At 71.2% G+C, this 25,817-nt stretch carries 22 protein-coding genes; 9 read left to right on the top strand and 13 right to left on the bottom strand.

The window, feature by feature from the left end; all coding sequences use genetic code 11:
- Window positions 1-33: 33 nt before the first annotated feature.
- Both ACIBAG_RS25010 and ACIBAG_RS25015 read right to left on the bottom strand, forming a co-directional pair.
- Window positions 34-1,071, bottom strand: a complete 1,038-nt coding sequence (locus ACIBAG_RS25010; protein WP_399107706.1) for a helix-turn-helix transcriptional regulator — start codon at window positions 1,069-1,071, stop codon at window positions 34-36.
- Window position 1,072: 1 nt separating this feature from the next.
- Window positions 1,073-2,140, bottom strand: a complete 1,068-nt coding sequence (locus ACIBAG_RS25015; RefSeq protein WP_399107707.1) for a DUF4097 family beta strand repeat-containing protein — start codon at window positions 2,138-2,140, stop codon at window positions 1,073-1,075.
- Between the two features lie 169 nt (window positions 2,141-2,309).
- Between ACIBAG_RS25015 and ACIBAG_RS25020 the strand changes: the two genes are divergently transcribed.
- A complete protein-coding gene (locus ACIBAG_RS25020; RefSeq protein ID WP_399107708.1) occupies window positions 2,310-3,149 on the top strand; it encodes a hypothetical protein in 840 nt (279 codons plus the stop codon).
- A 140-nt stretch (window positions 3,150-3,289) separates the two neighbouring features.
- Here ACIBAG_RS25020 and ACIBAG_RS25025 read toward each other — a convergent pair whose 3' ends face one another.
- The 5 genes from ACIBAG_RS25025 to ACIBAG_RS25045 form a co-directional block, all read right to left on the bottom strand.
- Window positions 3,290-3,472, bottom strand: coding sequence for a DUF6104 family protein (locus tag ACIBAG_RS25025; protein WP_003997970.1), 183 nt, complete (start codon window positions 3,470-3,472; stop codon window positions 3,290-3,292).
- A 242-nt stretch (window positions 3,473-3,714) separates the two neighbouring features.
- Window positions 3,715-7,521 carry a multifunctional oxoglutarate decarboxylase/oxoglutarate dehydrogenase thiamine pyrophosphate-binding subunit/dihydrolipoyllysine-residue succinyltransferase subunit gene (locus tag ACIBAG_RS25030; RefSeq protein ID WP_399107709.1) on the bottom strand — a complete coding sequence of 1,269 codons (3,807 nt, stop codon included), beginning with the start codon at window positions 7,519-7,521 and terminating at the stop codon, window positions 3,715-3,717.
- Between the two features lie 291 nt (window positions 7,522-7,812).
- Window positions 7,813-8,919 (bottom strand): ATP-binding protein, encoded by a 1,107-nt coding sequence (locus ACIBAG_RS25035; protein WP_399107710.1) that lies wholly within the window; start codon window positions 8,917-8,919, stop codon window positions 7,813-7,815.
- The gene (locus ACIBAG_RS25040) at window positions 8,916-9,653 is read right to left on the bottom strand and encodes a response regulator transcription factor (protein ID WP_003997964.1); all 738 of its coding nucleotides are present in this window, start codon (window positions 9,651-9,653) and stop codon (window positions 8,916-8,918) included. Before ACIBAG_RS25040 ends, ACIBAG_RS25035 begins: the two co-directional genes overlap by 4 nt.
- 132 nt (window positions 9,654-9,785) lie before the next feature.
- Complete coding sequence (locus tag ACIBAG_RS25045) at window positions 9,786-10,463, bottom strand: spermidine synthase (protein ID WP_399107711.1); 678 nt, start codon at window positions 10,461-10,463, stop codon at window positions 9,786-9,788.
- 233 nt (window positions 10,464-10,696) lie between these two features.
- Between ACIBAG_RS25045 and ACIBAG_RS25050 the strand changes: the two genes are divergently transcribed.
- On the top strand, window positions 10,697-11,518 hold the full coding sequence (locus ACIBAG_RS25050) for a rhomboid-like protein (RefSeq protein WP_399107712.1): 822 nt from the start codon (window positions 10,697-10,699) through the stop codon (window positions 11,516-11,518).
- On the opposite strand, the gene ACIBAG_RS25055 is transcribed toward ACIBAG_RS25050, so the two are convergent.
- Window positions 11,501-12,295 carry a GNAT family N-acetyltransferase gene (locus ACIBAG_RS25055; RefSeq protein ID WP_399107713.1) on the bottom strand — a complete coding sequence of 265 codons (795 nt, stop codon included), beginning with the start codon at window positions 12,293-12,295 and terminating at the stop codon, window positions 11,501-11,503. The genes ACIBAG_RS25050 and ACIBAG_RS25055 overlap by 18 nt on opposite strands.
- A gap of 187 nt (window positions 12,296-12,482) precedes the next feature.
- Between ACIBAG_RS25055 and lon the strand changes: the two genes are divergently transcribed.
- The gene (gene lon, locus ACIBAG_RS25060; protein ID WP_399107714.1) at window positions 12,483-14,897 is read left to right on the top strand and encodes an endopeptidase La; all 2,415 of its coding nucleotides are present in this window, start codon (window positions 12,483-12,485) and stop codon (window positions 14,895-14,897) included.
- An 85-nt stretch (window positions 14,898-14,982) separates the two neighbouring features.
- On the opposite strand, the gene ACIBAG_RS25065 is transcribed toward lon, so the two are convergent.
- Window positions 14,983-15,816, bottom strand: a complete 834-nt coding sequence (locus ACIBAG_RS25065) for a lysozyme (protein WP_399107715.1) — start codon at window positions 15,814-15,816, stop codon at window positions 14,983-14,985.
- A 252-nt stretch (window positions 15,817-16,068) separates the two neighbouring features.
- Here ACIBAG_RS25065 and ACIBAG_RS25070 point away from each other — a divergent pair, with 252 nt between their 5' ends.
- Complete coding sequence (locus ACIBAG_RS25070) at window positions 16,069-16,581, top strand: MarR family winged helix-turn-helix transcriptional regulator (RefSeq protein ID WP_399107716.1); 513 nt, start codon at window positions 16,069-16,071, stop codon at window positions 16,579-16,581.
- Between the two features lie 67 nt (window positions 16,582-16,648).
- Here ACIBAG_RS25070 and ACIBAG_RS25075 read toward each other — a convergent pair whose 3' ends face one another.
- Window positions 16,649-17,437 (bottom strand): protein phosphatase 2C domain-containing protein, encoded by a 789-nt coding sequence (locus ACIBAG_RS25075; RefSeq protein ID WP_399107717.1) that lies wholly within the window; start codon window positions 17,435-17,437, stop codon window positions 16,649-16,651.
- A 403-nt stretch (window positions 17,438-17,840) separates the two neighbouring features.
- Here ACIBAG_RS25075 and ACIBAG_RS25080 point away from each other — a divergent pair, with 403 nt between their 5' ends.
- Genes ACIBAG_RS25080 through ACIBAG_RS25100 form a run of 5 tightly spaced genes read left to right on the top strand, consistent with a single transcriptional unit; the run spans window position 17,841 to window position 23,427 of the window.
- Entirely contained in the window at window positions 17,841-20,594 is a 2,754-nt protein-coding gene (locus ACIBAG_RS25080) for a nitrate- and nitrite sensing domain-containing protein (protein WP_399107718.1), read from the top strand.
- On the top strand, window positions 20,591-21,094 hold the full coding sequence (locus ACIBAG_RS25085) for a roadblock/LC7 domain-containing protein (RefSeq protein ID WP_399107719.1): 504 nt from the start codon (window positions 20,591-20,593) through the stop codon (window positions 21,092-21,094). The genes ACIBAG_RS25080 and ACIBAG_RS25085 overlap by 4 nt, the downstream gene beginning before the upstream one ends.
- Window positions 21,091-21,528 carry a DUF742 domain-containing protein gene (locus ACIBAG_RS25090; protein WP_399107720.1) on the top strand — a complete coding sequence of 146 codons (438 nt, stop codon included), beginning with the start codon at window positions 21,091-21,093 and terminating at the stop codon, window positions 21,526-21,528. Before ACIBAG_RS25085 ends, ACIBAG_RS25090 begins: the two co-directional genes overlap by 4 nt.
- The gene (locus ACIBAG_RS25095) at window positions 21,509-22,147 is read left to right on the top strand and encodes a GTP-binding protein (protein WP_399107721.1); all 639 of its coding nucleotides are present in this window, start codon (window positions 21,509-21,511) and stop codon (window positions 22,145-22,147) included. The genes ACIBAG_RS25090 and ACIBAG_RS25095 overlap by 20 nt, the downstream gene beginning before the upstream one ends.
- 26 nt (window positions 22,148-22,173) lie before the next feature.
- Window positions 22,174-23,427: a styrene monooxygenase/indole monooxygenase family protein gene (locus ACIBAG_RS25100; RefSeq protein ID WP_399107722.1), complete on the top strand. Its 1,254-nt coding sequence runs from the start codon at window positions 22,174-22,176 to the stop codon at window positions 23,425-23,427.
- Here ACIBAG_RS25100 and ACIBAG_RS25105 read toward each other — a convergent pair.
- From ACIBAG_RS25105 to ACIBAG_RS25115, 3 genes are all read right to left on the bottom strand, one after another.
- Window positions 23,345-24,535 carry an NlpC/P60 family protein gene (locus ACIBAG_RS25105; protein ID WP_399107723.1) on the bottom strand — a complete coding sequence of 397 codons (1,191 nt, stop codon included), beginning with the start codon at window positions 24,533-24,535 and terminating at the stop codon, window positions 23,345-23,347. The two genes, ACIBAG_RS25100 and ACIBAG_RS25105, sit on opposite strands and share 83 nt — an antisense overlap.
- A gap of 102 nt (window positions 24,536-24,637) precedes the next feature.
- Window positions 24,638-24,940 carry a hypothetical protein gene (locus ACIBAG_RS25110; protein WP_399107724.1) on the bottom strand — a complete coding sequence of 101 codons (303 nt, stop codon included), beginning with the start codon at window positions 24,938-24,940 and terminating at the stop codon, window positions 24,638-24,640.
- Between the two features lie 10 nt (window positions 24,941-24,950).
- Window positions 24,951-25,604 carry a TetR/AcrR family transcriptional regulator gene (locus tag ACIBAG_RS25115; protein ID WP_399107725.1) on the bottom strand — a complete coding sequence of 218 codons (654 nt, stop codon included), beginning with the start codon at window positions 25,602-25,604 and terminating at the stop codon, window positions 24,951-24,953.
- Between the last annotated feature and the right edge of the window lie 213 nt (window positions 25,605-25,817).

A 25,817-nucleotide genomic window follows, 5' to 3' on the forward strand; every position in this document is an offset into this window, starting at 1 on the left:
GGGTTCGTGGCCGTACCGCCCAGGAGACCGGCATCACGGCCGCGGTGTGCGCAGTAGCGCTCCGATGTGGGCCGCCGCCGTCGACAAGTGGCGGCGTGCCTCGCGGAGTTGGTCCGCCGTCACGCCGTGGTCCCTCGCCGCGTCGCGGATGTCGTCGCGGAAGCGGTCGAGCAGGCGGTCCAGGTCGCGGGCGGGGTCGCCGCTGGGCGTCTCGTGGGCCCAGGAGGGTTCGTAGCCGGCGGGGAAGTCCTCCGGGGTCTCGGAGTAGTCGGGGTGCTGCTGCGCCGACTTGGGGGAGCCCTGGCGGCCGAAGCCGAAGTCCTTGCCGAACTCCTTCCCGAAGTCGCCGAACTCCTTGGCCAGTTCCGTCAGGCCCTCCCTGACGCCGGTCGGCCAGTCACCGCGCGCGAAGTGGTCCTGTACATGCTCCTGGACCCGGCGGGCGATGCGCTGCATCTCCTCCTGTGCCTGGGCCCGGGCGTGGTCCTGGGCCTCCTTGGCCTGTCGCCGGGCGCGCTGTGCCTCCTCGCGGGCGCGGCGGCTCTCGTCCTTGGCGCGGCGGGCCTGTTCCTTCCACTCCTGCTTGGCGCGGCGCATCTCCTCCTTGGCGGCGCGCCACGCCTCCTTGTCGGTGTAGTCCGAGAAGTCGCCGAAGGGCGTTTCCGCCTTGGTGTCATTGCCCTTGCGGGCCTCGGACGCCGCCGCGCGCATCTCGCGCCGCAGATCGCCCGCCGCGCCGCGCACATCGGCCCGGATCTCGGCGGCGAGTTCCGCGACCGACTCCCTGATCTCCAGCTCCAGATCGGCCAACTCGCCGCTGCGGTCCGCCAGTTCCGCGCGGCCGGCGTCCGTGATGGCGTACACCTTGCGGCCGCCCTCGGTGGTGTGCGTGACCAGGCCCTCGGCCTCCAACTTGGCCAGCCGGGGGTAGACGGTACCGGCCGACGGCGCGTACAGCCCCTGGAAGCGCTCTTCGAGGAGGCGGATGACCTCGTAGCCGTGGCGCGGGGCCTCGTCCAGCAGTTTCAGCAGGTAGAGGCGGAGGCGTCCATGGGCGAAGACGGGGGGCATGTCAGAGCACCTTCTTGTCGGTCGTGCCGTCGGCCGGGGCGGCGGTCGCGGAGTCGGTGGCGGCGTCGGTGGATCCGCCGCCGTTGCCGTCGCCCGCTGTGTCGCCCTGGCCGGAGACGGAATTGTCCCCCGAGGTGTGGTGCGGGCTGCTCGCCGGGGTGGTCGTCGGGTCCGTCGGCGAGGTCTCCGAGGTGCCGCTCGATGTGCCCTCGTCCTTGGCGGGCTCGGGCTCCTCCCAGGCCTCCGCATCCCACGGCTCGTCCTCCTTCGGCGGGCGGCGCAGCAGGGCGATCGAGCCGGAGACCGTCGTCGCGCGGAGCTTGCCGGTGCCGGCGCCCAGGCGGCCGGTGATCTTGTGGGCGCCCCACTGGCCGTGGACCCGCAGGCCCTCGAAGGCGTTGGAGATCGTGCCGCTCGCGGTGTTGGCCTCCACGTCCGCGTCGGCCGGCGCCGGCAGCCGGATGGCGATCTCGCCGGAGACGCTGGTCAGCCGGACGTCGGTCGGGCCTTCCGGGTCGAGGTCGACGATCATGGCGCCACTCACGGAGTCGGCCTTCACCGAGGGGCCGGAGCCCTCGACGACCGTGAGGTCGCCGGAGACGGAGTTGAAGCGGAGGTCGCCGGTGACCGCCTGCGCCTCCAGGTTCCCGGAGACGGTGTCGGCGCGGACCGGGCCGGACAGGCCGACGAGAGTCGTGTCGCCGGTGACGCCCTTGACGACCGACGGGCCGTGGATGCCGGAGACCACCGCCCCGGCCCCGACCACGCCCACCTCCACCCGGGTGTCGGCCGGCACCGCCAGCGAGACCACCGCGCTGCGCCGCCAGCCCTTGCGGTCGAGCCACTTGAGGAAGCCCTTCCAGGGCAGGTCCTCGTAAGCCACCGTCAGCGTGCCGCCCTGCTGGGTCACCACCAGAGGCGGCCCCTCGATCCTGGAAACCTCCAGCCGGGCGGAACCTTCGTCCGTCCCCACGACGTTCACAGTGCCGTTGACGATGCGTACCTGGAGCTCGCTCACCGGCTCGTCGAAGCTGAGCTTCCTGGGTTCGGCTACGGACCACTCGGACATGGTGCGGACCTCCTGGGCGACCGGACGCGGCCGCACGGGCCGGGCCTGAACACGACACGCCATATCGCGTCTTACGTAAAACACGATATATCGTGGGCGAGGAAAGTCAAGGCACTCGTTCTGGTGATCACAAATCACGCGGGATGGACAACCGGCCTAGCGTGTTGCCATGTCGCCGGAAGACTCCAGGACCGCCCGCCAGGCCCGACCCGCCCCGGGCGCCCTGCTGCTCTGCCGCGCGGAGCCCGAGCCCGTCGCCTCCGCCGCCCAGCTGCTGCGCGAACACATGCTGCTCTCGCCGGCCGGCGCGGAGTGGAGCGTGCTCGTCCCCGAGGGCGGGCCCTGGCAGGAGGGCGGCGAGCCGGTCGACCGCGTGCTCACCGGCTGGGCCACCGCGCTCGCTGTCGGCCATCCCTGGCCCGTCCTCGCCCTCTGGTGGGACGCGGACCGCGCCGGATACACCCTCGCCTCCGGCTTCCGCCGTCCGGTCGGCTACGTCTGGCTCGCCAACGGCACCCCGGTCGGCGAGGACGAGGCCATGCGCACCTTCGCCGGCCGGCTCGGCCTCGACCCGGTCCTCGACATGCAGTCCCTGGAAGAGCTGACGCGTCCCGACAGCGCGGCCGACGCCCGGGCACGCATGCGTGGTCTCATCGCCGTCCTCACGCGCGCGGGCGTGTCCCTGCCGCCCGGCCTCGCCCCTGGCGACAGCGCCGAGAGCCTCCACGAGGCCATCCACGACCAGCCGCACGTAAGGATCGAGTGGTCGGGCTGGCGCAACGCCTTCCGTACGGAACTGGACGCCGAGGACGGGCGCCTCGGCCCCTGGCTGCCCTGGGCGGGCGGCCCGCGGGCCCGGGTGCTCGCCTTTGCCGAGGTGGCGGCCGGTCTGCCCCTCACGGCCTGGGGCTTGCGGCACCGAAGCGGCGGCTGGATCGTCGCGGGCGCGGTGCTGCTGGCCCACGGTGCGCTGGGGCTGGCGTACAGCGCGGTGCGGCCGCTGGACTGACGGCCGTACTGATCGCCGTGCGCAGCGGACTGATCGCCGTACACAGCAGAGCCGTACACAGCAGAAGGGCGCCCCGCATCAGGGCGCCCCGAAAGCAGAACGCTCAGCGTGAGCGCGCCGTCCGATCTCCTCCAGCTCGGCTACACGTCGTCGTCCTCGTCGTCCAGCCGGGCCAGCCATGTCGCCAGCCGCTCCACCGGTACCTCGAAGTCCGGGTTCAGGTCGACGAAGGTGCGCAGCTGCTCGGCCAGCCACTCGAAGGTGATCTCCTCCTCGCCGCGCCGCTTCTCCAGTTCTTCGATGCCTCGGTCGGTGAAGTACATGCAGTGAGGATATGTCCTGGCCGCCACGCGTGCGTGCCCGGCCCAGGACGCGCGCGCGAGACGCCGTCCGGCCCGTGGAACCTGCGACTGGGCGGTGTGGCGGGCGAGTTGGCCGTGGACGCCGGAAGGCCCGGTTCCCTGTCGCACGGACGGGGAACCGGGCCTTGCGTTCAAGCCGGTTCAGAGGCTCAGCCCCGAATCAGGGACTCGGTCCCGTTCTTCGGGCGTCCCGTTCTTCGGGCTCAGGCCTCGAACACCTCGCGCACCAGCTGCTCCTGCTCGGCCTGGTGCCGCTTGGCGGAACCGACGGCCGGGGACGAGGAGTGCGGACGCGAGATGCGGCGCAGGCGCTCGCCGTGCGGGACGTCGGCGCCGACCGCCAGGTCCAGGTGGTCGATCAGGTTGAGCGCGATGAACGGCCACGCACCCTGGTTCGCCGGCTCCTCCTGGGCCCACAGGTACTTCGCGGCGTTCGGGTACTTGGCGATCTCGGCCTGGAGCTCGGCACCCGGCAGCGGGTACAGGCGCTCGATGCGGATGATCGCCGTGTCCGTGACGCCGCGCTTCTTCCGCTCGGCCTCGAGGTCGTAGTAGACCTTGCCGGCGCAGAAGACGACCTTCTTGACGGCGGCCGGGTCGACCGAGGAGTCGCCGATGACCGGCTGGAACTGCCCGGTCGTGAACTCCTCCGCCTTCGACGCGGCGGCCTTCAGACGCAGCATCGACTTCGGCGTGAAGACGACCAGCGGCTTGTGGTGCGGGTTGTGCACCTGCCACCGCAGGAGGTGGAAGTAGTTCGACGGCGAGGTCGGCATCGCGACCGTCATGTTGTTCTGCGCGCAGAGCTGGAGGAACCGCTCCGGGCGGGCGGACGAGTGGTCCGGGCCCTGGCCCTCGTAGCCGTGCGGCAGGAGCAGGACCACACCGGAGGTCTGTGCCCACTTCTGCTCGGCCGACGAGATGAACTCGTCCACGACCGTCTGGGCGCCGTTGACGAAGTCGCCGAACTGCGCCTCCCACATCACGAGCGCGTCGGGACGGGCGAGCGAGTAGCCGTACTCGAAGCCCATGGCCGCGTACTCGGACAGCAGGGAGTTGTAGACGTTCAGCCGCGACTGGTCCTCGGAGAGGTACTGCAGCGGCGTGTACTCCTCGCCCGTCTCACGGTCGATGATGACCGCGTGGCGCTGGCCGAACGTGCCGCGCTGCGAGTCCTGGCCCGCCAGGCGGACCGGGACGCCCTCGAGGAGGAGGGAGCCGACCGCGAGGGTCTCGCCCATGCCCCAGTCGATGGTGCCGTCCTCGACCATCGCCGCACGGCGCTGCAGCTGCGGCAGCAGACGCGGGTGGACGGTGATGTGGTCGGGGATGTTGACCTGGGACTCGGCGATCCGCTTGACGGTCTCCGTGGTGATCGCCGTGCTGACGGCCACCGGGAACTCGGCCTGCGGGTCGGAGGGCTCCACGGCGGCCGGCTGCGAGGTGGCCTCGCGGACCTCCGTGAAGACCTTCTCCAGCTGGCCCTGGTAGTCCTGCAGCGCCTGCTCGGCCTCTTCCAGGGTGATGTCGCCGCGACCGATGAGGGACTCGGTGTAGAGCTTGCGCACCGAGCGCTTCTTGTCGATCAGGTCGTACATCAGCGGCTGGGTGAAGGCCGGGTTGTCCGACTCGTTGTGACCGCGGCGGCGGTAGCAGATGAGGTCGATCACGACGTCCTTGTTGAACGCCTGGCGGAACTCGAAGGCCAGACGGGCAACGCGGACGACCGCCTCGGGGTCGTCGCCGTTCACGTGGAAGATCGGCGCCTCGATCATGCGGGCCACGTCGGTGGCGTACATCGAGGAGCGCGACGACTCGGGAGCCGCCGTGAAGCCGACCTGGTTGTTGATGACGATGTGGACCGTGCCGCCGGTGCGGTAGCCGCGCAGCTGCGACATGTTCAGGGTCTCGGCCACCACGCCCTGGCCCGCGAAGGCCGCGTCGCCGTGGATGGCCACCGGCAGGACCGTGAAGTCCGTGCCGCCCTTGTTGATGACGTCCTGCTTGGCGCGCGCGACGCCCTCCAGGACCGGGTCCACCGCCTCCAGGTGGGAGGGGTTCGCGACCAGGGAGACCTTGATCTGCTCGCCGTCCAGGCCGGTGAAGGTGCCCTCGGCGCCCAGGTGGTACTTCACGTCGCCGGAGCCGTGCATCGACTTCGGGTCGAGGTTGCCCTCGAACTCGCGGAAGATCTGGGCGTACGACTTGCCGACGATGTTGGCGAGGACGTTCAGGCGGCCGCGGTGGGCCATGCCGATGACGACCTCGTCCAGGCGGGACTCGGCGGCCGAGTCCAGCACCGCGTCGAGCAGCGGGATGACGGACTCGCCGCCCTCCAGGGAGAAGCGCTTCTGGCCGACGTACTTCGTCTGCAGGAAGGTCTCGAAGGCCTCGGCGGCGTTCAGCCGGCGCAGGATGCGCAGCTGCTCCTCGCGCTCCGGCTTGGTGTGGCCGCGCTCCACGCGGTCCTGGATCCACTTGCGCTGCTTCGGGTCCTGGATGTGCATGAACTCGATGCCGGTGGTGCGGCAGTAGGAGTCCCGCAGGACGCCGAGGATGTCGCGAAGCTTCATCAGGGACTTGCCGGAGAAGCCGCCGACGGCGAACTCGCGCTCCAGGTCCCACAGGGTGAGGCCGTGCTCGGTGATGTCCAGGTCGGGGTGCTTGCGCTGGCGGTACTCCAGCGGGTCGGTGTCGGCCATGACGTGGCCGCGGACCCGGTAGGAGTGGATCAGCTCGAAGACGCGCGCGGCCTTCGTGACGTCGTCGTCGTGCGAGGCGTCGATGTCCTTGAGCCAGCGGACCGGCTCGTAGGGGATGCGCAGCGCCTCGAAGATCTCGTCGTAGAAGCCGTTCTCGCCGAGGAGGAGGTTCGCGACCTGGCGCAGGAACTCGCCGGACGCGGCGCCCTGGATCACCCGGTGGTCGTAGGTCGACGTGAGCGTCATGACCTTCGAGATGCCGAGCTTGTTCAGGGTGTCCTGGCTGGTGCCCTGGAACTCCGCCGGGTAGTCCATGGAGCCGACGCCCATGATCACCGACTGGCCGGGCATCAGGCGCGGGACCGAGTGGACGGTGCCGAGGCCGCCGGGGTTGGTCAGGGAGACCGTGACGCCGGTGAAGTCGTCCATCGTCAGCTTGCCGTCGCGGGCGCGGCGGACGATGTCCTCGTAGGCCTGCCAGAACTCGAAGAAGTTCAGCGTCTCGGCCTTCTTGATCGCCGCGACGACCAGCTGGCGGTCGCCGTTGGGCTTGACCAGGTCGATGGCGAGGCCGAGGTTGACGTGCGCCGGCTTGATCAGCGTCGGCTTGCCGTCCTTCTCGCCGAACGCGTAGTTCATCGACGGCATGGCCTTGATGGCCTGCACCATCGCGTAGCCGATCAGGTGCGTGAAGGAGATCTTCCCGCCCCGGGCGCGCTTGAGGTGGTTGTTGATGACGATGCGGTTGTCGAAGAGCAGCTTCACCGGGACCGCGCGCACGGACGTGGCCGTGGGCAGCTCCAGCGAGGCGTTCATGTTCTTCGCGACCGCGGCGGCGGGGCCGCGCAGCGTCACGAGCTCCGGACCGTCGGCGGCAGCGGCGGCGGGCTCGGCCTTCTTCGGCTGAGCGGGCTTCGCGGCCGGGGCGGGGGCGGCGGGCTTCGCCGCAGCCGGGGCCGGGGCAGCAGCGGCGGCCGCGGGCTTCGCGGCGGCCGGGGCCGGTGCCGGTGCCGGGACCGACGGGGCGGCCGGAGCAGCCGGGGCTGCGGGAGCCGCCGGTGGTGCCGTGCTGGTGGTCCCTGCGGCCCCCGTGGCCGCAGTACCCGCCGGAGCCGCGGCGCCGGCGCCGGGCTTGTAGTCGGCGAAGAAGTCCCACCAGGCGCGGTCTACCGAATTGGGGTCCTGGAGGTACTGCTGATAGATCTCGTCGACGAGCCACTCGTTCGGACCGAACGCGGCCGCGGGGTTCTTGCCCGCTTGGTCGGTGTCGGTCGAGATGCTCGAGTTACTGGGGGACTGTGGCGACACGGCGGCAACCGCCCTCTTCCGCTTCACAAGGTGATGGACAGCGGGAATAAAGGCTACGCCTCCATGGCCGGGAAGGTGAGGCCGAGCAAGGTCATCGTCGTGTAAGTCACATCGGGAAGCGTGTTTCGGGCCTGGAAATGGCGGGAAACAAGCGTGGTTCCGCTTCGAGAGACCGCAGATGGGATGCCTCGACCACGGCCCGGCACGCCGAAGGCGAGGGCCTGTACCTGATCACACGTGTCCGTCAGTCAGGACGCACATGGATCTTGTGGCTCCGCTTCGAACTTTACGTCAACTTGGCACAGATGGCTGCCCTGGAAGCGTGACAAGAATCCGGCAACCTCGCTCGGATTCGGCCACGCCGATGCGGCCCCCGTGCAGATCCACGGCCCAGCGCGCGATCGCCAGCCCCAGCCCCGTACCGCCGTCGCTGCCCGGCCCGTGCGGCCGGCGCACGGCGCCCCGGTTGAACCGCTCGAAGACCTTGTGCCACTCCGACTTGGGAATGCCCGGCCCCTCGTCCAGGACCTCCAGCTCCAGCGACTCCGGGAGCGTCCCGCGCCGCGCCTTGACCGTCACGCGGCCGTGCGCCGGGCTGTGCTTGATCGCGTTGTCGATGAGGTTGGCGACGACCTGGTGGATGCGCTCGGGGTCGGCGTGCGCGGTCAGCTCCGGCGGGGAGACGTCGAGGTGCAGATGGACGTCCGTACGGGTGTGGCTGCCGGAGCCCGAGGCCATGCCCGCGCGCGCGGAGGCGACCATGTTGGCCTCCTTCAGCACACCGGACAGGTACGGCCAGACCTCGAAGCGCCGCATGCGCAGCGGTACGACGCCGTTGTCCAGCCGGGACAGGTCCAGCAGCGTCTCCACGAGCCGGCCGAGGCGCTCGGTCTGCTTCAGCGCCGTGCGCATCGTCTCGGGGTCGGCCTCGGCGATGCCGTCGACCACGTTCTCCAGGACGGCCCGCAGACCCGCGATCGGGGTGCGCAGCTCGTGCGAGACGTTCGCCACCAGCTCCTTGCGCTGCTGGTCCTGGGCCTCCAGCTCGTCGGCCATCAGGTTGATCGTCTCGGCCAGGTCGCCCAGCTCGTCCCGGCGGTTGTCCCGCACCCGGCGCGTGTAGTCGCCCTGCGAGATGGACCGGGCCACGGTGTTCATCTCGTCCAGCGGTGCGGTGAGCGAATGCGCCACGAACTGCGTAATGAGCAGTGTGGCGATCATCGAGAAGACCGTGATGAAGCGCAGCTCCGTCTGGGTGCGCACCGCGATCATCGACAGTCCGGTGGTGATCAGCACCGAGGTGACGACCAGCGCGCCCAGCTTGGTCTTGATCGAGAACGGACGTACGCCGCCCCAGGGCTCCCCGGGGCCTCTTCCCGCGGCCGGGCCGTCGCTCATGGCGTCGGCGTCTCCAGGGCGTAGCCCACGCCGTGCACGGTACGGATGCGCTCGGCGCCGATCTTCCGGCGCAGCGCCTTGATGTGGCTGTCGACCGTCCGGGTGCCGGAGGCGTCCGCCCAGTCCCACACCTCGGCGAGGAGCTGCTCGCGGGAGAGCACCGCGCGCGGGGTGTTCGCCAGGCACACCAGGAGGTCGAACTCGGTCGGCGTGAGGTGGACGTCCTCGCTGCGCACCCGTACCCGCCGCTGCGCGTGGTCGATCTCCAGCTCGCCGAGCCGCAGGATGCCCGACCGCGGGGTCGTGGCGGCCAGCGCGGCGCGCTCGACGCGGCGCAGCAGCACATGCACGCGTGCCGCCAGCTCCCGCATCGAGAACGGCTTGGTCATGTAGTCGTCGGCGCCGACCCCGAGCCCGACCAGCATGTCGGTCTCGTCGTCGCGCGCGGTCAGCATCAGCACCGGGACGGGCCGCTGGGCCTGCACCCGGCGGCAGACCTCCAGGCCGTCGAAGCCCGGCAGCATGATGTCGAGGATCAGCAGGTCGGGCTGCCAGGCCTCCGCCGTGTCGACCGCCGCCGGGCCGTCACCCGCGGTCTGCACGAGGAATCCCTCGGCGCGCAGGCGGGCCGCGATGGCGTCCACGATGGTCGGATCGTCCTCGACCACGAGAACCCGGCGCTGTGCGCCAGGGGTCGCCGCCGTGCCGTTGTGGGAGGTGTGTGTCTGCTCCATCGCCCGCCCCAAAGTTGCTTTCCGGAATCCGTGGGGTGATCCCGCTTACTGGCTATGCCTGCGCATGCTTGCGATTGACGCTTGAATGATCCGCGTCAGAGAAGCAGAGTACGGGGAGTCACCGCGCCACGGCTATCCAGGTCGTACGGCGAGGTGCACGACGTCCGGAACGCCCCGGGCAACGGGGATCTCTTCGGTACGCACCCGTTGGAATCCGGCATTACGCAAGGTTTCTTCGAATTCCGGAGACGGCTGGGCGGACCATACGGCAAGCACCCCACCGGGCCTCAACGCCCCTGCGCAGCCAGCGAGTCCACCGGGCGAGTACAGGCTGTCGTTCCCCTCGGTGACCGTCCAGTCCGGCCCGTTGTCGATGTCGAGACACAGTGCGTCATACGTGGCGGATGTCTCACGCACATGCGCCACCAGATCCGTTTCCAGAATCTCGGTGCGCGGATCGGCGAGGGCCCCGGCGGAGAAGTGCGACAAGGGTCCGTCAAGATGCCAGCCGATAATCGCGCTCTCGCGCTCGACGACGGTGATCCGTCCCGGGCGTGGATCGGCGGCGGCATGTGCGAGCGAGAACCCGACGCCGAGCCCGCCGATCAGCACATGAGGCTCCGGTCGCCCGTCCAGCGAGGCGAGCGCCGCGTCGACGAGCAGCCGCTCCGAACGCCCGTCGGAGGTGTCCATCAGAAAGCAGCCGTTCACGATGATCTGGAGCTGATCGCCGTGCCGCCGCAGCACGACCTCGCCGTGGGGGCCTTCGTGACGGTCCAGTACTTCAGGGGTGTCGTACGAAGTGGGCATCCGGCCATCCTGGCAGCCGGGGCCGGGAGGGCCGAGTGAATTACCTCCGGGAGTACGGCAGAGCGCTCCGGGTTGACGCGGGGCCGGGAACTCGTCCGGCGCCCGCGTGGGCGTCCTGGAGAGACGCGTGAGCTTCTTGAGAGGTTGCTGAGAATCGAGTCCCGTGTGGCGTCGCTCACAGACACGGGCGGGCGGCGGACCAAGGCTGAGGGAAACGGAAGGAGCGCCTCACCTTGGAACGTTCTGCGGCTGGGGGTGTGACGGGCTCTGCTTCGGAGTCCGGCGAGGCGGGCCTGCCCGAGCTCGCCGGGCTGCTGGACGGGATGCCGCGCCAGCGCGGACCCCTGAGCGCCACCGCTCCGCCGTCCCCGGCGCCGGTCGTCACCGCGCCGCCCGCACGCGAGGCCACCGCACCCCGACCCCGTGCCGTCCGTCCCCGGCGGCTGCTCCCCACCCCCGCCGGCACCCCGTTCACCTTCGCCTACGCCGCCGTACTGACCGTCACCTCCCTGGTCGCCGCCTACGCCGACCCCGCCCTCGTCCACGCACTCCACCAGGGCTCCAGCACCGATGTGGCCCACCTGGTGAGCACCCCCGTCTTCGTGCTGCTCGCCAGCGCGCTGTGGGTCGCGGGCGGGATCGTGGCGCCGTACACACTCTGCTTCCTGCTCGTGCTCACCGCGCTGGAGCGGCGGATCGGCGGTGCCCGCACGGCCGTTGTCTTCCTGGCCGGGCACGTCCTGGCGACCCTCGCGACCGAGGGCCCCGTCGGACTCGCGGTGCTCGTCGGCCACCTCCCCGACAGCTCACTGCACCGCCTGGACTACGGCATCAGCTTCGGCGTGGCGGCGAGCGTCGGCGCGCTGGCCGGACTGCTGCGGCCGTGGCTGCGGTGGCCCGTACTGGGGCTGTTCTGCGGGATGCTGGTCCAGGACCTGCTCAACCTCACCGATCCGCTGACCAATTGGGGGCATCTGATCGCCCTGGTCATCGGGGTCGGCATGTGGCCGGTGGTGCGGCGGTGGCACGGACCGGAGTCAGCCGCCCTCGGGTGACCAGACGTACGGCGTGGTGGTGGTCACCGCGGTGAAGCCCAGCCGCCGCAGGATCGGCGCGCTGTCGTCGGACGCGTCGACATGCAGATACCTGACGCCGCGGGTGACGGCGAGGGCGGCGCGGGTGGCGACCAGGGCGCGGTAGATACCGCGGCCGCGCCACTCGGCCAGCGTCGACCCGCCCCACAGGCTCGCGAACTCGGTGCCCTCGCGGAAGACCAGCCAGGCCGCCGAGACGACCTCGCCGTCCGCCTCGGCGACATAGACGGCGATCTCGTCGGGCGCGGACGCGACACGGCCGCTCAGATCGGCGGCGAGCCAGCTCCAGTCCTGGCCCCACGCGGCCGACACCATCGCGGCGATACGGCGCATGTCCGCGTCGGCCGTGACCCGACGCAGCGTCACCCCCTCCGGCAGGAGCGGCTCTCGTGCGGCCATGTCGGCGGCGCGTCCGACCAGCACCGTCTCCTCGTCCTCCGGCGCGAAGCCCGCCGCACGCAGGCGGTCGGTGAGGTCGGCGGGGTCGTCGTGGGACCGGGTCTTCCACTCCACCGCCTCGCCGCGCGCCGCGAAGTAGTCGCGCTGCCGGGCGATGAGCCGGTCGAGTTCGGCGCCGCGCACGCCGAGGGAGCGCGGGCCGCTGACGAGGCCCCGGAATCCGCCGACGATCCGCAGCAGCGGGCCGTCCTGTTCGTACGTCACGCCCGAGGGCGGGGTCGGGGGCGCGCCACGCAGCTGGCCGTCGTAGGCGGCGAGAAGGGTCTCGTTGTCTGTCACGGGAAGACGGTCGGCGAGGGGACGGGGCATGGGCAACCGAATATCCGCATATCCGCGTTGTCCGGGAAACCTGAGGTCACGGCATGTGTGCCGGGTGATCGCTCACAGCGAACGGAGGCCTGGGAACATTCGGGCTCCCCCGTGCATTGAGTCGGCATAACTCAACTTGACTGCCGAAGGGGAGATCATGGCTTCGACGTCCACACCGCTCACCCTGCCTGTGCTGCCGCTCGACGACGAGGTCGTGCTGCCCGGAATGGTGGTCCCGCTGGATCTGAACGACGCCGATGTACGCGCCGCCGTGGAGGCCGCGCAGGCCGCCGCCCGGTCCCAGCCCGGGAAGCCACGGGTGCTGCTGGTCCCACGCATCGACGGGACGTACGCGAGCACCGGTGTGCTCGGCACCGTCGAGCAGGTGGGCCGGCTGGCCGACGGTGACCCGGGCGCACTGATCCGGGGCCGGGGCAGGGTGAGGATCGGTGCGGGAACGACCGGCCCCGGAGCCGCCCTGTGGGTCGAGGGCACCCACATCGACCAGAGCGTGCCCGAGCCGCTGCCCGGACAGGTCGCCGAACTGGTGAAGGAGTACAAGGCCCTCGCCACCGCCTGGCTGCGCAAGCGCGGCGCCTGGCAGGTCGTGGACCGGGTGCAGGCCATCGACGACGTCTCCGCCCTCGCCGACAACTCCGGCTACTCGCCCTTCCTGACCACCGAGCAGAAGGTGGAGCTCCTGGAGACCGCCGACCCGGTGGCCCGGCTGAAGCTCGCCACGCAGCAACTGCGCGACCACCTCGCCGAGCAGGACGTCGCCGAGACCATCGCCAAGGACGTCCAGGAGGGCGTCGACAAGCAGCAGCGCGAGTTCCTGCTGCGCCGTCAGCTGGAGGCGGTGCGCAAGGAACTGCGCGAGCTGAACGGCGAGCAGGACGGCGAGGAGTCCGACGACTACCGCGCCCGCGTGGAGGCCGCCGACCTGCCGGAGAAGGTCCGCGAGGCCGCGCTCAAGGAGGTCGACAAGCTGGAGCGGACGAGCGACCAGTCGCCCGAGGGGTCGTGGATCCGCACCTGGCTGGACACGGTTCTGGAACTGCCGTGGAACTCCCGTACCGAGGACGCCTACGACATCCAGGGCGCCAAGGGCGTGCTGGACGCCGAGCACGCCGGTCTGGAGGACGTGAAGGAGCGGATCACCGAGTACCTGGCGGTGCGCAAGCGCCGTACGGACAGGGGGCTCGGGATCGTCGGCGGACGGCGCGGCGGTGCCGTACTGGCGCTCGTCGGCCCGCCCGGCGTCGGCAAGACCTCGCTCGGCGAGTCCGTCGCGCACGCCATGGGCCGCAAGTTCGTCCGGGTCGCCCTCGGCGGCGTCCGCGACGAGGCCGAGATCCGCGGTCACCGCCGTACGTACGTCGGCGCGCTGCCCGGCCGGATCGTGCGGGCCATCAAGGAGGCCGGGTCGATGAATCCGGTGGTCCTGCTCGACGAGATCGACAAGGTGGGATCCGACTTCCGGGGCGACCCGGCGGCGGCTCTCCTCGAGGTGCTGGACCCGGCGCAGAACCACACCTTCCGGGACCACTACCTGGAGGTGGAGCTGGACCTGTCGGACGTGGTCTTCCTGGCCACCGCCAACGTCCTGGAGGCCATCCCCGAGGCCCTGCTCGACCGGATGGAGCTGGTCCGCCTCGACGGCTACACCGAGGACGAGAAGGTCGTCATCGCCCGTGACCACCTGCTCCCGCGCCAGCTGGAGCGAGCGGGCCTGAACACGGACGAGGTCGCCATCGACGAGGGCGCCCTGCGCAAGCTCGCCGGCGAGTACACGCGCGAGGCGGGCGTGCGCAACCTGGAGCGGTCCATCGCGAGGCTGCTTCGCAAGGTGGCGGCTCAGCACGAACTGGGCGAGCGGGAGCTGCCGTTCACGATCGGCGACGGTGACCTGCGCGGCCTGATCGGCCGGCCGCACCACGTGCCCGAGTCGGCCCAGGACCCGGCGGAGCGCCGTACGGCCGTACCGGGCGTGGCGACCGGCCTCGCGGTCACCGGAGCGGGCGGGGACGTGCTGTTCGTCGAGGCGTCGCTGGCCGACCCGGAGACGGGCGCGGCAGGTCTGACGCTGACCGGCCAGCTGGGTGACGTGATGAAGGAGAGCGCGCAGATCGCCCTGTCGTTCCTGCGCAGCCACGGCGCCGAACTGGAGCTGCCGGTAGCCGATCTGAAGGACCGGGGCGTGCACATCCACTTCCCGGCGGGCGCGGTGCCGAAGGACGGCCCGAGCGCGGGCGTCACGATGACGACGGCGCTGGCCTCGCTGCTGTCGGGCCGCCTGGTCCGCACGGACGTGGCGATGACGGGCGAGGTCTCGCTGACGGGCCGGGTGCTGCCGATCGGCGGCGTGAAGCAGAAGCTCCTGGCCGCCCACCGCGCCGGGGTGACGACCGTCGTCATCCCCAAGCGCAACGAGCCCGACCTGGACGACGTCCCCGCGGAGGTGCTGGACAAGCTCGACGTCCACGCCGTCACCGACGTCCGCCAGGTCCTGGAACTGGCCCTGTCGCCGGCCGCCGACGGCGTGGCTCCGGAGGTTCCGGTCGCGGCGTGACGGACGCGTCCGGACAGGCAAGGCCCGGGTCCCGTGAGGGAGGCCCGGGCCTTCGCCGTACGACATTCCGCCGTACGGCGACGGGTCAGCCCTTCGCCAATGCCCGGACGCGGTCCAGCGCTCCGTTGAACCTGTTGTGGTCCCCGACCGTCGGTCCGGAGGACGTGTACTGCCACATCGTGTAGTAGCTCCACCCGGCCGGCAGCTCTCCGACCGCCGTCGCGTACCGGGCGATCCACAGCGGGTTGGCCGAGGCGAAACCGCTGTAGTTGCCGGTGCACTGCTTCCACCAGCTCGTCGCCGTGTAGATGACGGGGGCGCGGCCGGTGCGGGCCCTGTACTGGTTCACGAAGTCGCGGATCCAGGTGACCATGGCGCTCGGCGTCTTGCCGTAGCAGGTGTCGCCGTACGGGTTCCACTCGATGTCCAGGGCGCCGGGCAGGGTCTTGCCGTCGCGGGACCAGCCGCCGCCGTGGTCGACGAAATAGTTGGCCTGCGTTGCGCCATTGGTGGTGTCCGGGGTCGCGAAGTGGTAGGCGCCGCGGATCATGCCGACGTTGTAGGAGCCGTTGTACTGCTGGGGGAAGTAGGGGTTGGTGTAGTACGTCCCCTCGGTCGCCTTCGCATAGGCCCACTTCACCCCGCTGTTCCACAGGGTCGACCAGGCGACGTTGCGCTGATGGCTGGAGACGTCCACGCCTTCGGTCTTGGTGGCCATGGTCCCCGGGGGGACGCCGTGTACGCCGTCGTGGGCGATGACGCCCATGCCCATGTACGCGGAACCCCGGCGTGGGGTGTCGTCGCCCGCGGACGCGGGGGAGGGCTGGGTGGCGAGGACGAGGGACAGGATCGCGGTGAGCAGGAGCCCGGCGAGGTGCGCGCGCCGGGTGCGGAGCGGTTCGGGTCGGTGCACGGGCACAAGCGTGCCTCCGAAGGCTCGGTGGTGCTCGGTGGGAAAACGCGTAGGGGTGCGGCCGCCATTGGGGTCATGGATGGTGGCGTGTGCATGCCGGTCAAGCCCCTGGTGGAGAAGCCAGGCACGGAGAAGCGCAGGTGGAAGGGGGTCCGGAGGCTGCCTTTGGTCTGGGCCTGCGAAATACTGGCGGAGCTGCGGCGACGACGGCGGTCGAAGGAAACTTTCCGGACCGGGAAACACGAGGCAGGGGCTGACGTGCGCGAAGACGGAAACGGCGAGGGTCGGCGAGTCGGGCCCGGGGGCGACCCTGCCGGGGGAGTGCCCGAGCGTGGCATGGACCAGCCCGAATTCCTCGATCTCGAACGCGAGTTGACGGTCCTGTTCCGGCGCGCCAGGGCCAAGCAGGGCGAGATGGCCCGGGAGGTCCATCCTGACCTGGAGTCCGCGGCGTACGGCCTGTTGGTACGGCTGGGTGAGTCAGGGCGCCAGCGGGCCACCGAGCTCGCCGCCTACATCGGCGTCGGCAAGGCCACCATGTCCCGCCAACTGCGTGCCCTGGAGGACCTCGGACTCGTCGCCCGCGAGCCGGACCCCGCCGACGGACGGGCCTGGCTGGTGCACCTCACCGAGGAGGGGCGCGGCCGGGTGGCGAAGGTGCGGGAGGCCCGGCGGGCCCGGTATGTCGAGCAGCTGTCCCACTGGGACCGCGGCGAGGTCGCGGAGCTGGCGCGGTTGCTGAACCAGCTGAACCGGGGGATGGAGAAGTAGGCCGGAGGGCGGGAGACGGAGAAGAGCCCCGACGCCGAACCAGGCGTTCCCGCGCCGGGCCGCGCGATCACAACTGCGCGTACACGACCGTCGCGTCGTCATGCGTCTTGCTCCGGCCCAGATACACCCGCTCCTCGGCGTCGGCCGACTCCAGCGCCCGCACCCGGTCCACCAGCGCCCGCGCCCCCTCTTTCCGTACGACGGTGAAGCACTCAGCCCAGTCGCCCTCCCGGAACTTCTCCACCCACCTCGTCGCCCCGTCCGTGAGCGCCGCCAGCGCCCGCACCTCCGCCCGCCCCAGCACCCCCGTGACCGCCCGGTCCGCCACCGACGGATCCGCGGCGGCCGTGAAGAAGCCGCCCTCCTTGTTGCGGATGTGGGCGTCGATCAACGCGTCCGTGGCCAGGGACGCCCGTGGCAGCCGGGCCAGGCGGTCGTCCAGGCAGGGTGTGACCGTGCCGTCCGGCGACTGCACGAGCAGGGCCGAGTCGGACAGGATCAGATACTCCACCGACTCCGGCGACCACCGCGCCATGACCACTGTTGCCTGTGGGGTGCGCGGGTGAGAAAGGTCACAGGTTTCCCGGTGTGCGTCAGCGGTACGAGCGATGGCGCGGGCCAGCGCGTCCCCGAGCGGAACATCCGGGAGTGAAACGGTCAGTTCGGTCAGGGCTCCGCCGAGCCGTGCGGTGAACCAGGGGACGGAATGGAGACAGCCCGTCCCGCTCCTCGGCGGGGTCACTCCGTCCAGGACGACCAGCGCGCCACCCTGTCCCGAGGCGGGCAGTCCGACACTGGCGAAGTCCTCGTTGGGGCGGGCCGGGTCGCCGGGTTCGGAGACAAGCTCTGTTCGCATTCGGTCAGTCTGCACGAGGCCTTCACAAGGTTCGCGAAGGGGTCGCATCGGTTGTCGAAAGCGTGCAGCCGCGCAGGTCAGGCGCCTGATTTGAGGTGGAATGGAGCGCTCCTGCCAGGCGTGGCGGCGAATACTGCCATCGCCTGCCGCAGAGGTCCAACCGGCCCGCCGCGGAAGGCATCTGCATCCGCCAGAGAAACTTGCCCGCCAACTCCCCTCCGGGGTTCACTCCTTCGGGTGGCGGGTCAGGTGATGCGCGGCCGTTGCCCACCGGCACTGGGAGGGTCGGGGACCGGTGAGGACACCCCCTGCTCGAGCAAGTCGAGCTTGGGGGAGGGGTGTACGCGAGGTCGGCGGTAGTTGACGGAGCGTCATCCGGACCCATGGGTATCACGAGTCAGGAATGCGAGCACCGGTGCAGAAGATGCGGCCTCGTCGCTCAGGCAAGCAGACGGCCTCCGCAGGGGGGACCAAGCCCACTCCCGGCACCACCACCGACGTCACACCCGCCGGCAAGGGGCGCCCGACCCACGTACGGAACCGGCTGATAGTCGCCGTGGCCGTAGTGGCGGCCGCCATCGCCGGGGCCGGCGTCCCCTCGATCGTCGCCGCCTCCGGGCAGCTGCACGACTCCCAGCAACTGGTGACCCTCGCCGAGCAGACCGAGGACGCGCTCACGCTCGCGCACTCCCTCGCCGACGAGCGCGACGAGGTCACGCCGTACATCGCCGCCGGCCGGCCCAAGTCCAAGGCGCCCAGCGAGCAGCGCAGCGCCCGCGTCGACCGGCAGGTCGAGGAACTGCGCGCCGACCCCGACGCCCCGGCCTCGCTCCGCGACGACCTCGACGGCATCGCGGCCGTGCGCCGGGCCGCGCTCACCGGCCAGAGCACCGCGCTGGAGGCGCACCAGGCCTACTCGGCCACCATCACCGAACTCCACCGGCTCGCCGAGCGGCTGGCCGAGCAACTGCCGCCCCGCGCCGGATCCGGCTCCTACGCGCTGGCCGAGCTGGACTCCGCGGTGCAGCAGGCCGCCGCCGCCCGCGGGCTGCTCCTCGCCGCCCTCAGCGTGCCGACCACCACCGAGACCGTCATCGACCCGGTCACCGGCCTCGCGACCACGCAGAAGACCTCCTCGGCCGCCGACGCCAAGCAGCGCGCCGCGCTCAGCGCCGCCGCCCAGCAGGCCCGCCTGCGCTCCGACGCCGCCCTCGCCGACTTCCACGAGAGCGCCCCCAAGTCCGCGCGCACCTCCTACGACTCCACGGTCACCGGCCCCGAGGTGAACACCGCCGACCGGTACCTCGCCTCCCTCACCGACCAGGCCGCGCTCTCCGACCGGGACCTGAACACCAGCACCCAGCGTGCCGAGGCCGCCCTCTCCGCCCGCGTCGACGCGATGCGCGGCGTCGAGTCCGCCCTCTACGACCGCCGCACCAAGGACCTCGAAGCCCTCCGCGACGACGACGTCACCGCGCTGGAGATCCGCATCGCGATCCTCGGCGCCCTGATGCTGCTCGCCGTCGGCGTCGCCACCGCCATGGCGCGTTCCCTCACCCGGCCGCTGGCCGTCCTGCGGATCGGCTCCGCGCGGCTCGCCCGGGCCGAGGACCCGGCGGCCGAGGAGCCCGTCAAGTTCACCGGCCGCAAGGACGAGTTCGCCCAGGTCGTCGACTCCGTCAACGCCCTGCACGCGCACGCCGTCGCCCTCCACGAGCGCATCACCACGCTGGAGTCCGACCGCAAGCACCTCGTCGGCCAGCGGCAGAAGATGGCCGACGCCCGCGAGGAACTGCGTTCCGAACTCGCCGAGTCCGCGGCCCAGCTGGACCGGCTGCGGGACACCATCGGCGCCACCTTCGTGAACCTCGCCCTGCGCACCCTCGGTCTCGTCGAGCGCCAACTCGCCGTCATCGAGGGCCTGGAGGAGCGCGAGCAGGACCCGGACCGGCTGGCCACCCTGTTCAAGCTCGACCACTTCGCCACGGTCATGCGCCGGCACAGCGAGAACCTCCTCGTCCTGGCCGGCACCGAGCACGTCCAGCAGCACGCCGGGCCGGTCCCGCTCGTCGACGTCGTCCGCGCGGCGGTCAGCGAGATCGAGCGGTACGAGCGCGTCCGCATCGCCGCGCTGCCGCCGCACGCGCACGTGGCCGGGTTCGCCGCCGACGATCTCTCCCACCTCCTGGCCGAGCTCATGGAGAACGCCACCTCGTTCTCCCCGCCCGACCTGCCCGTCGAGATCTCCGGCTGGCTGCTGGAGAACGGCGAGGTCATGCTCTCCGTCCAGGACGAGGGCATCGGCATGACCGGCGAGCGCCTGACACGCCTCAACTCCCGGCTCGCCGACTTCGACCCCGAGGTCTCCTACGACCAGGAAGGCGACGACGGCCTGGGCCTCGGCCTGTACGTCGTCGCCCGCCTCGCCCACCGCCACGGCGTCCGCGTCCAGCTCCGCGAGCAGAAGAGCGGCGGCATCGCGGCGGTCGCGGTCCTGCCCAAGGGCCTCCTCGCGGCGGCCCCCGCGGCCGCGGTCCCCTCCGACTCCCCGCACCGCACGGGTACCCACACCTTCTCGCTGCCCGGCGCCGACGCGGAGGCCAACTCCAACGTCCTGCGAGGCCGCTCGAAGGACGGCGACCCGCTGGTGGCGCTGGCCGAGAAGGCCGTACGGGAGACTGCGGAGGAGGGCGCGCAGGAGGACCCACCGGCACCGGCACCGGAGCCGGAGGCGGCGCCCGCCGAGACGACGATGGAACTCCTGATCCCGGAACAGCCCGACGGACCCGCCCAGGAGACGCCGACCCCGGTCACCGACCCGTACGCGATCGGACCGGACACCCATGAACGTGCCCGGGACGAGAGGGACCAGGCGGACGAGAGGGGCGAGGGTGACGAGGCCGAGGACCTCGTCACCGACAAGGGTCTGCCCAAGCGGACCCCGAAGATCACCGCCCCGGTCCAGGCCCCGCGCCAGCGGACCGGCGGTGTCGACGCCGAAGCCCTCCGCAGAAGGCTCGGCGGCTTCCGCCGGGGAGCGGAGGCCGGCTATCGCGACGTACAGGCGGAGATCGCCGAAGAGACCGGCCAGAACGCGACACCCAGCAGTGAATCCGAAGCAGCCACGGGGGGCACAGTCGAGGAGGCAAGCAGTTGACCGCGCCCAGTACCTTCGGACTGAGCAGTGAAGCCCGCAACCTGCACTGGTTGTTGACGAATCTGGTCGAGGAGGTGCCGGGCATCCAGTCGGTCGCCGTGGTCTCCTCCGACGGCCTGCTCCTGCTCTCCTCGGACCACGCCCACAACGAGGCGGCCCGGGAGGCGGGGAACGACAGGCCCACCGGCCCCCGCGGCTCCTCCGCCGACCTCGCCACCATCGTCTCCGGCATCGGCAGCCTCACCATCGGCGCCGCCAAGCTGATGCAGTTCGGCGGGGTGAAGCACACGATGGTCGCGATGGACGAGGGCAGCCTGTTCGTGATGTCCATCAGCGACGGCTCGCTGCTCGGCGTGCACGGCTCCGCCGAATGCGACATGAGCGTGGTGGCCTACCACATGGCGCTCTTCGTCGGCCGGGCCGGCCATGTCCTCACCCCCGAACTGCGCAGCGAGCTACGGAAATCCCTCGAGACCGCGTCTGCAGGGGGTACCCGATGAGCAACGCCCCGAAGAACCGGCCCCAGCTCCCCGTCCGCGGCGGCGACCGCAAACCCGCCCGCGTACGGCCCTACTCGCTCACCGGCGGCCGTACCCGCTTCGGCCACGTCCTGCTCGTCGAGACGATCGTCGGCAGCACCGCCGCCCTGGAGGCCGCCGAGGAGCGCAAGGAACTGACGAATGGTTCCCTCACGGGTCCGTACGGCCGTGTCATGCCGGAGATGCGGGCCATCGTCGAACTGTGCCGCCGTATGCGCACGGTGGCCGAGATCGCCGCGCTGCTGAAGATGCCGCTCGGCGTGGTCCGCGTGCTCCTCAGCGACCTCGCGGACCAGGGAAAGATCCGTGTGTACGGCACCGGAACCGGCCACGGCACGGGCCGGCCGGACCGCGCGCTGCTGGAAAGGGTGCTGAGTGGACTCCGTCGTCTCTGACGCCGTTCGCGGTGTCTCCCCGCTCCTCGACGCAGAGGGGCCCGAACAGCCCTGGCAGACGGACCGCACCCGGGCCCCGATCGCCACGAAGATAGTCGTGGCCGGCGGCTTCGGCGTCGGCAAGACCACGCTGGTCACCGCCGTCTCGGAGATCACGCCCCTGCAGACCGAGGCGCTGATGACCGAGGCGAGCGAGGAGACCGACGACCTCACCTCGACGCCGGGCAAGCTGACCACCACCGTGGCCATGGACTTCGGCCGCATCACGCTCGACGACGACCTGGTGCTCTACCTGTTCGGCACGCCCGGCCAGCAGCGGTTCTGGTTCATGTGGGACGACCTGGTGCGCGGCGCGATCGGCGCGGTCGTCCTGGCCGACACCCGGCGGCTGAAGGACTGCTTCCCCGCGCTGGACTACTTCGAGAGCTGCGGCCTGCCGTACGTCGTCGCGGTCAACCACTTCGACGACAGCGAGCTGTTCGAGCCCGAGGACGTGCGGGAGGCGTTGACGGTCCCCGCGCACATACCTGTCATGATCATGGACGCCCGGCGCCGGATCTCGGTGATCGAGACCCTCCTGTCCCTGGTCGGGCACGCGCTGGACGAAACCCCCGAGTAGATCCCCGAGTAGGAGAACAGCCCCGGATGCGGAAGATACTCGTCGTCGGAGCCGGCCAGTCCGGACTCCAGCTCGCCCTCGGACTCCAGTCGCACGGGTACGAGGTCACCCTGATGTCCAACCGGACGGCGGACGAGATCCGCTCCGGCCGGGTCATGTCCACGCAGTGCATGTTCCACACGGCACTGCAGCACGAGCGCGATCTCCAGCTGAACTTCTGGGAGTCCCAGGCCCCGAAGATCGAGGGACTCGGCGTCTCGGTGGCGGCCCCCGGCTCCTGGGCCGAGGGTCCCGCGGCCCGCGCGATCGACTGGCTGGGGCACCTCGACGGGTTCGCGCAGTCGGTCGACCAGCGGGTGAAGATGGCCGGCTGGATGGAGACGTTCGCACAGCGCGGCGGACAGCTGGTCATCCACGGCGCGGCAGTCGGCGATCTCGACTACTTCTCCCGTACGTACGACCTGGTGATGGTCTCGGCGGGCAAGGGCGAGCTGGTCCAGATGTTCGGCCGGGACCAGGAGCGGTCCCCGTACGGCGAGCCGCAGCGCGCGCTGGCCGTGTCGTACGTCCACGGCCTGGGCCCGCGCCCCGAGCACCCGGACACCGAGGCGGTCCGCTGCAACCTCGTCCCCGGCGTCGGAGAGCTGTTCGTCATGCCGTGCCTGACCACCTCCGGGCGGGCCGACATCCTGTTCTGGGAGGGCATCCCCGGCGGGCCGCTCGACGTCTTCGACGGCGTGCAGGACCCGGCGGAGCACCTCTCCCTGACCCTGGGGCTCATGGAGAAGTACACCCCGTGGGAGTACGCCCGGGCGACCAAGGTCGAGCTCACCGACGCGGGAGGTGTGCTGAGCGGGCGGTACGCGCCGACCGTGCGCAACCCGATCGGCCGGCTTCCCGGTGGCGGGCTCGTGCTGGGCGTGGCGGACGTCGTCGTGGCCAACGACCCGATCACCGGCCAGGGGTCGAACTCCGCGTCCAAGTGCGCGGCCGCCTACCTCGCCTCGATCCTCGAACACGGGGACAAGGAGTTCGACGAGGCGTGGATGCGCGGCACCTTCGACCGGTACTGGGCCACCGCGCAGCACGTCACCAAGTGGACGAACGCGATGCTGGCGCCGCCGCCGGAGCACATCCTCGGCCTCATCGGCGCGGCGGGGCAGCTGCCGCCGGTCGCCGACCGGTTCGCCAACGGGTTCAATGACCCGGCCGACTTCGAGAACTACTTCTATGAGCCGGAGAAGACCGCGGCTTATCTCGCGGAGGTTTCTGGGACCTGACCCGGGGGCGTACGGCTCCCAGCACCGGGTTCGAGGCGATCTCGGAGATCTTGATCTTCTCGCCGGTGCGCGGGGCCTCGACCACCTGGCCCTTGCCGAGGTACATGGCCACGTGTGTGGCGTCCGGGAAGTAGACGACCAGGTCACCGGGGCGCAGCTTCGTCAGCGGGATCCGTTTGAGCCGCGCCCACTGCTCCTGGCTCGTGCGGGGGATGCGCGTTCCCGCGTGGGCCCAGGCCTTGGACGTCAGGCCTGAGCAGTCGTAGGACCTGGGGCCTTCGGCGCCCCACTTGTAGGGCTTGCCGAGCTGTCGCTTGGCGTAGCGGATCGCCCGGGCGCCCTCGGGGGACGGCTTGCGGTCGTCCCCGGCGAGGGCGCCCGACGCCAGAAGGGCCCGCTGCGACTTCGCGGTGTCCTTCTTCTCCAGTTCGGCCAGTGCGCCGAGCTGCTCGGCGGTGAGGGAGGCCAGCAGCTCCTCGACCTCCTTCAGGCGCTTGTGCACGGCGTCCTTGTTCTTCTTCCGGCGTTCGGCGAGGGCGAGTTGACCGTCCAGCGCCTTGCGGGCCTTGCGGGCCAGCTCGTCGGCCTTGCGCTCCGCACCGGTCAGCCGGCCGACCGTCTCGGCGCGCTCGCGGGCCAGCTTGCCGATGACGTGGCCCTGGTCCAGGGCGTGCTGGGGGTCGCGGGCCAGGAGCAGGCGTACGTACGGCGAGATGTCCGTGGTGTTCTGGTACTGCTGACGGGCCAGACGACCCGCGGCGGCCCGGCTGTCGTGCAGGGCGAGGCGGGCGCGGGACAGGGCGGTGTCCAGACGGGTGACCTCGGCACGCTGCCGCCTGAGCGCCTCCTCGGTCGCGTTGTACGTCTCCGTGGCCCGCTCGGCCTCGCGGTAGAGACGCTGAAGGTCCGTCAGGAGTGCTGTCACCGTGCGCTCTTGGGATTCTGGGGCGGCGGCCGACCCCTGGGGATCTCGCGGTTCGAGGGCGGCCGTCGATTGCGGTTCTCGTGGTTCGGGGGCAGCCGTCGCGTGGGTCGGTGCGAGGAGTGTGCCGGCCGCCGTCGTCGCCGCGGCAGCCGTACACGCCAGGCGGAGAAGCCTTCCTGACACGTCATCACCTCCGGTGCGGAGAGGCTCTCTGCTCCGCATCGAGAGCTTTAGACGCGGTTGCCGGGTTTGTGTGTCAAGTGTGCGCGGATCGGCGTAATCCGGTCACCCGTCGGTGTCGTCCGGCTTGCCGCGCGGCGTGGCGTCCGGCTTGGACCACGGCCAGTTCAGCCGGCGGCTCTGCCGGCCCTCGGGGTCGTACGCGTACTTCCAGCGCTGGGTCAGGCCCTTTCGGGCGCCGGGGGTGCGCGGTACGCGGTGGTAGACCAGGACCGTGGGCGGGCCGCCGTGCGGGTCGGGGACGGGGATGCGGTACGTCTTGGGCGGGTGGCCCGTGATGCCCAGGAGCACGGGCAGGACGCGGCCGTCCATGGGGCCGCCCTCGAAGGGGGTGTCTTCGCTCTTCACGGCACCAGTGTCAGCCATCCGCCGCGAGCTTCTCGGCCAGCGCGGCGGTCTGCGGATCCCGGGACGCGGTGACCGAGAGCACGGCGATGAACTGTTCGACGAGCCAGTCCCGCAGTTCCTCCACCGGTGGCTGCTTGTCCTCGTCGAGCCAGATGAGGGAGGCCGCCTCGACCGCGGTGATCCACATCCGCACGGTCATGCGCAGGCGGAGGCCGGGGTCGGTGACCTCGAGGTGGCTGAGGATGTGCTCGGCGGCGGCGCGGCGTACCCCGTCGACTATCGCCGTGGTGCGGGACGTCTCCACGACGCTGCCGCCCTGGAGCAGTGCGCTGAAGCCGGTGTCGTGCTCGTCGACGAAGGTGAGGTAGCGGTCGAGGGCGCGGGAGAGGCGGGGCAGGAGGGGGCCCTCGCGGGGTTCGTCGAAGCAGTGCTGGAGCTCTTCGGCGGCCGAGCGGAGGGCGGCCTCGTACAGCTGCTGCTTGCCGCCCGGGAAGTAGCGGTAGACCAGGGGGCGTGAGACGCCGGCTGCCTCTGCGACGTCGTCCAGGGACACGTCCTCGGGGGTGCGGTGGGCGAAGAGGGCGAGGGCGGCGTCGAGGAGCTGGGTGCGGCGCTCCTCGACGCTGAGGCGGCGGTAGGCGGGGGTGGCGGCCGAGGGCGTCATGACCAGCAGGGTAGTCGGGGTGGGGCCTGGGGCGGTCTGTTCCCGGCCGGTGGGGGTGCGCGTTGATGCCTGCGGCGCCGGTGCGGGTTCGGTGGGGTTGCGCGTAGTGCTTACGGGGCGGTGGGTGGGTCGGGGGGGGGGGGGGGGGGGGGGGGGGGGGGGGGGGGGGGGGGGGGGGGGGGGGGGGGGGGGGGGGGGGGGGGGGGGGGGGGG

Origin of the sequence: Streptomyces sp. NPDC051243, assembly GCF_044455405.1 — a bacterium.
GTDB lineage: Bacteria > Actinomycetota > Actinomycetes > Streptomycetales > Streptomycetaceae > Streptomyces.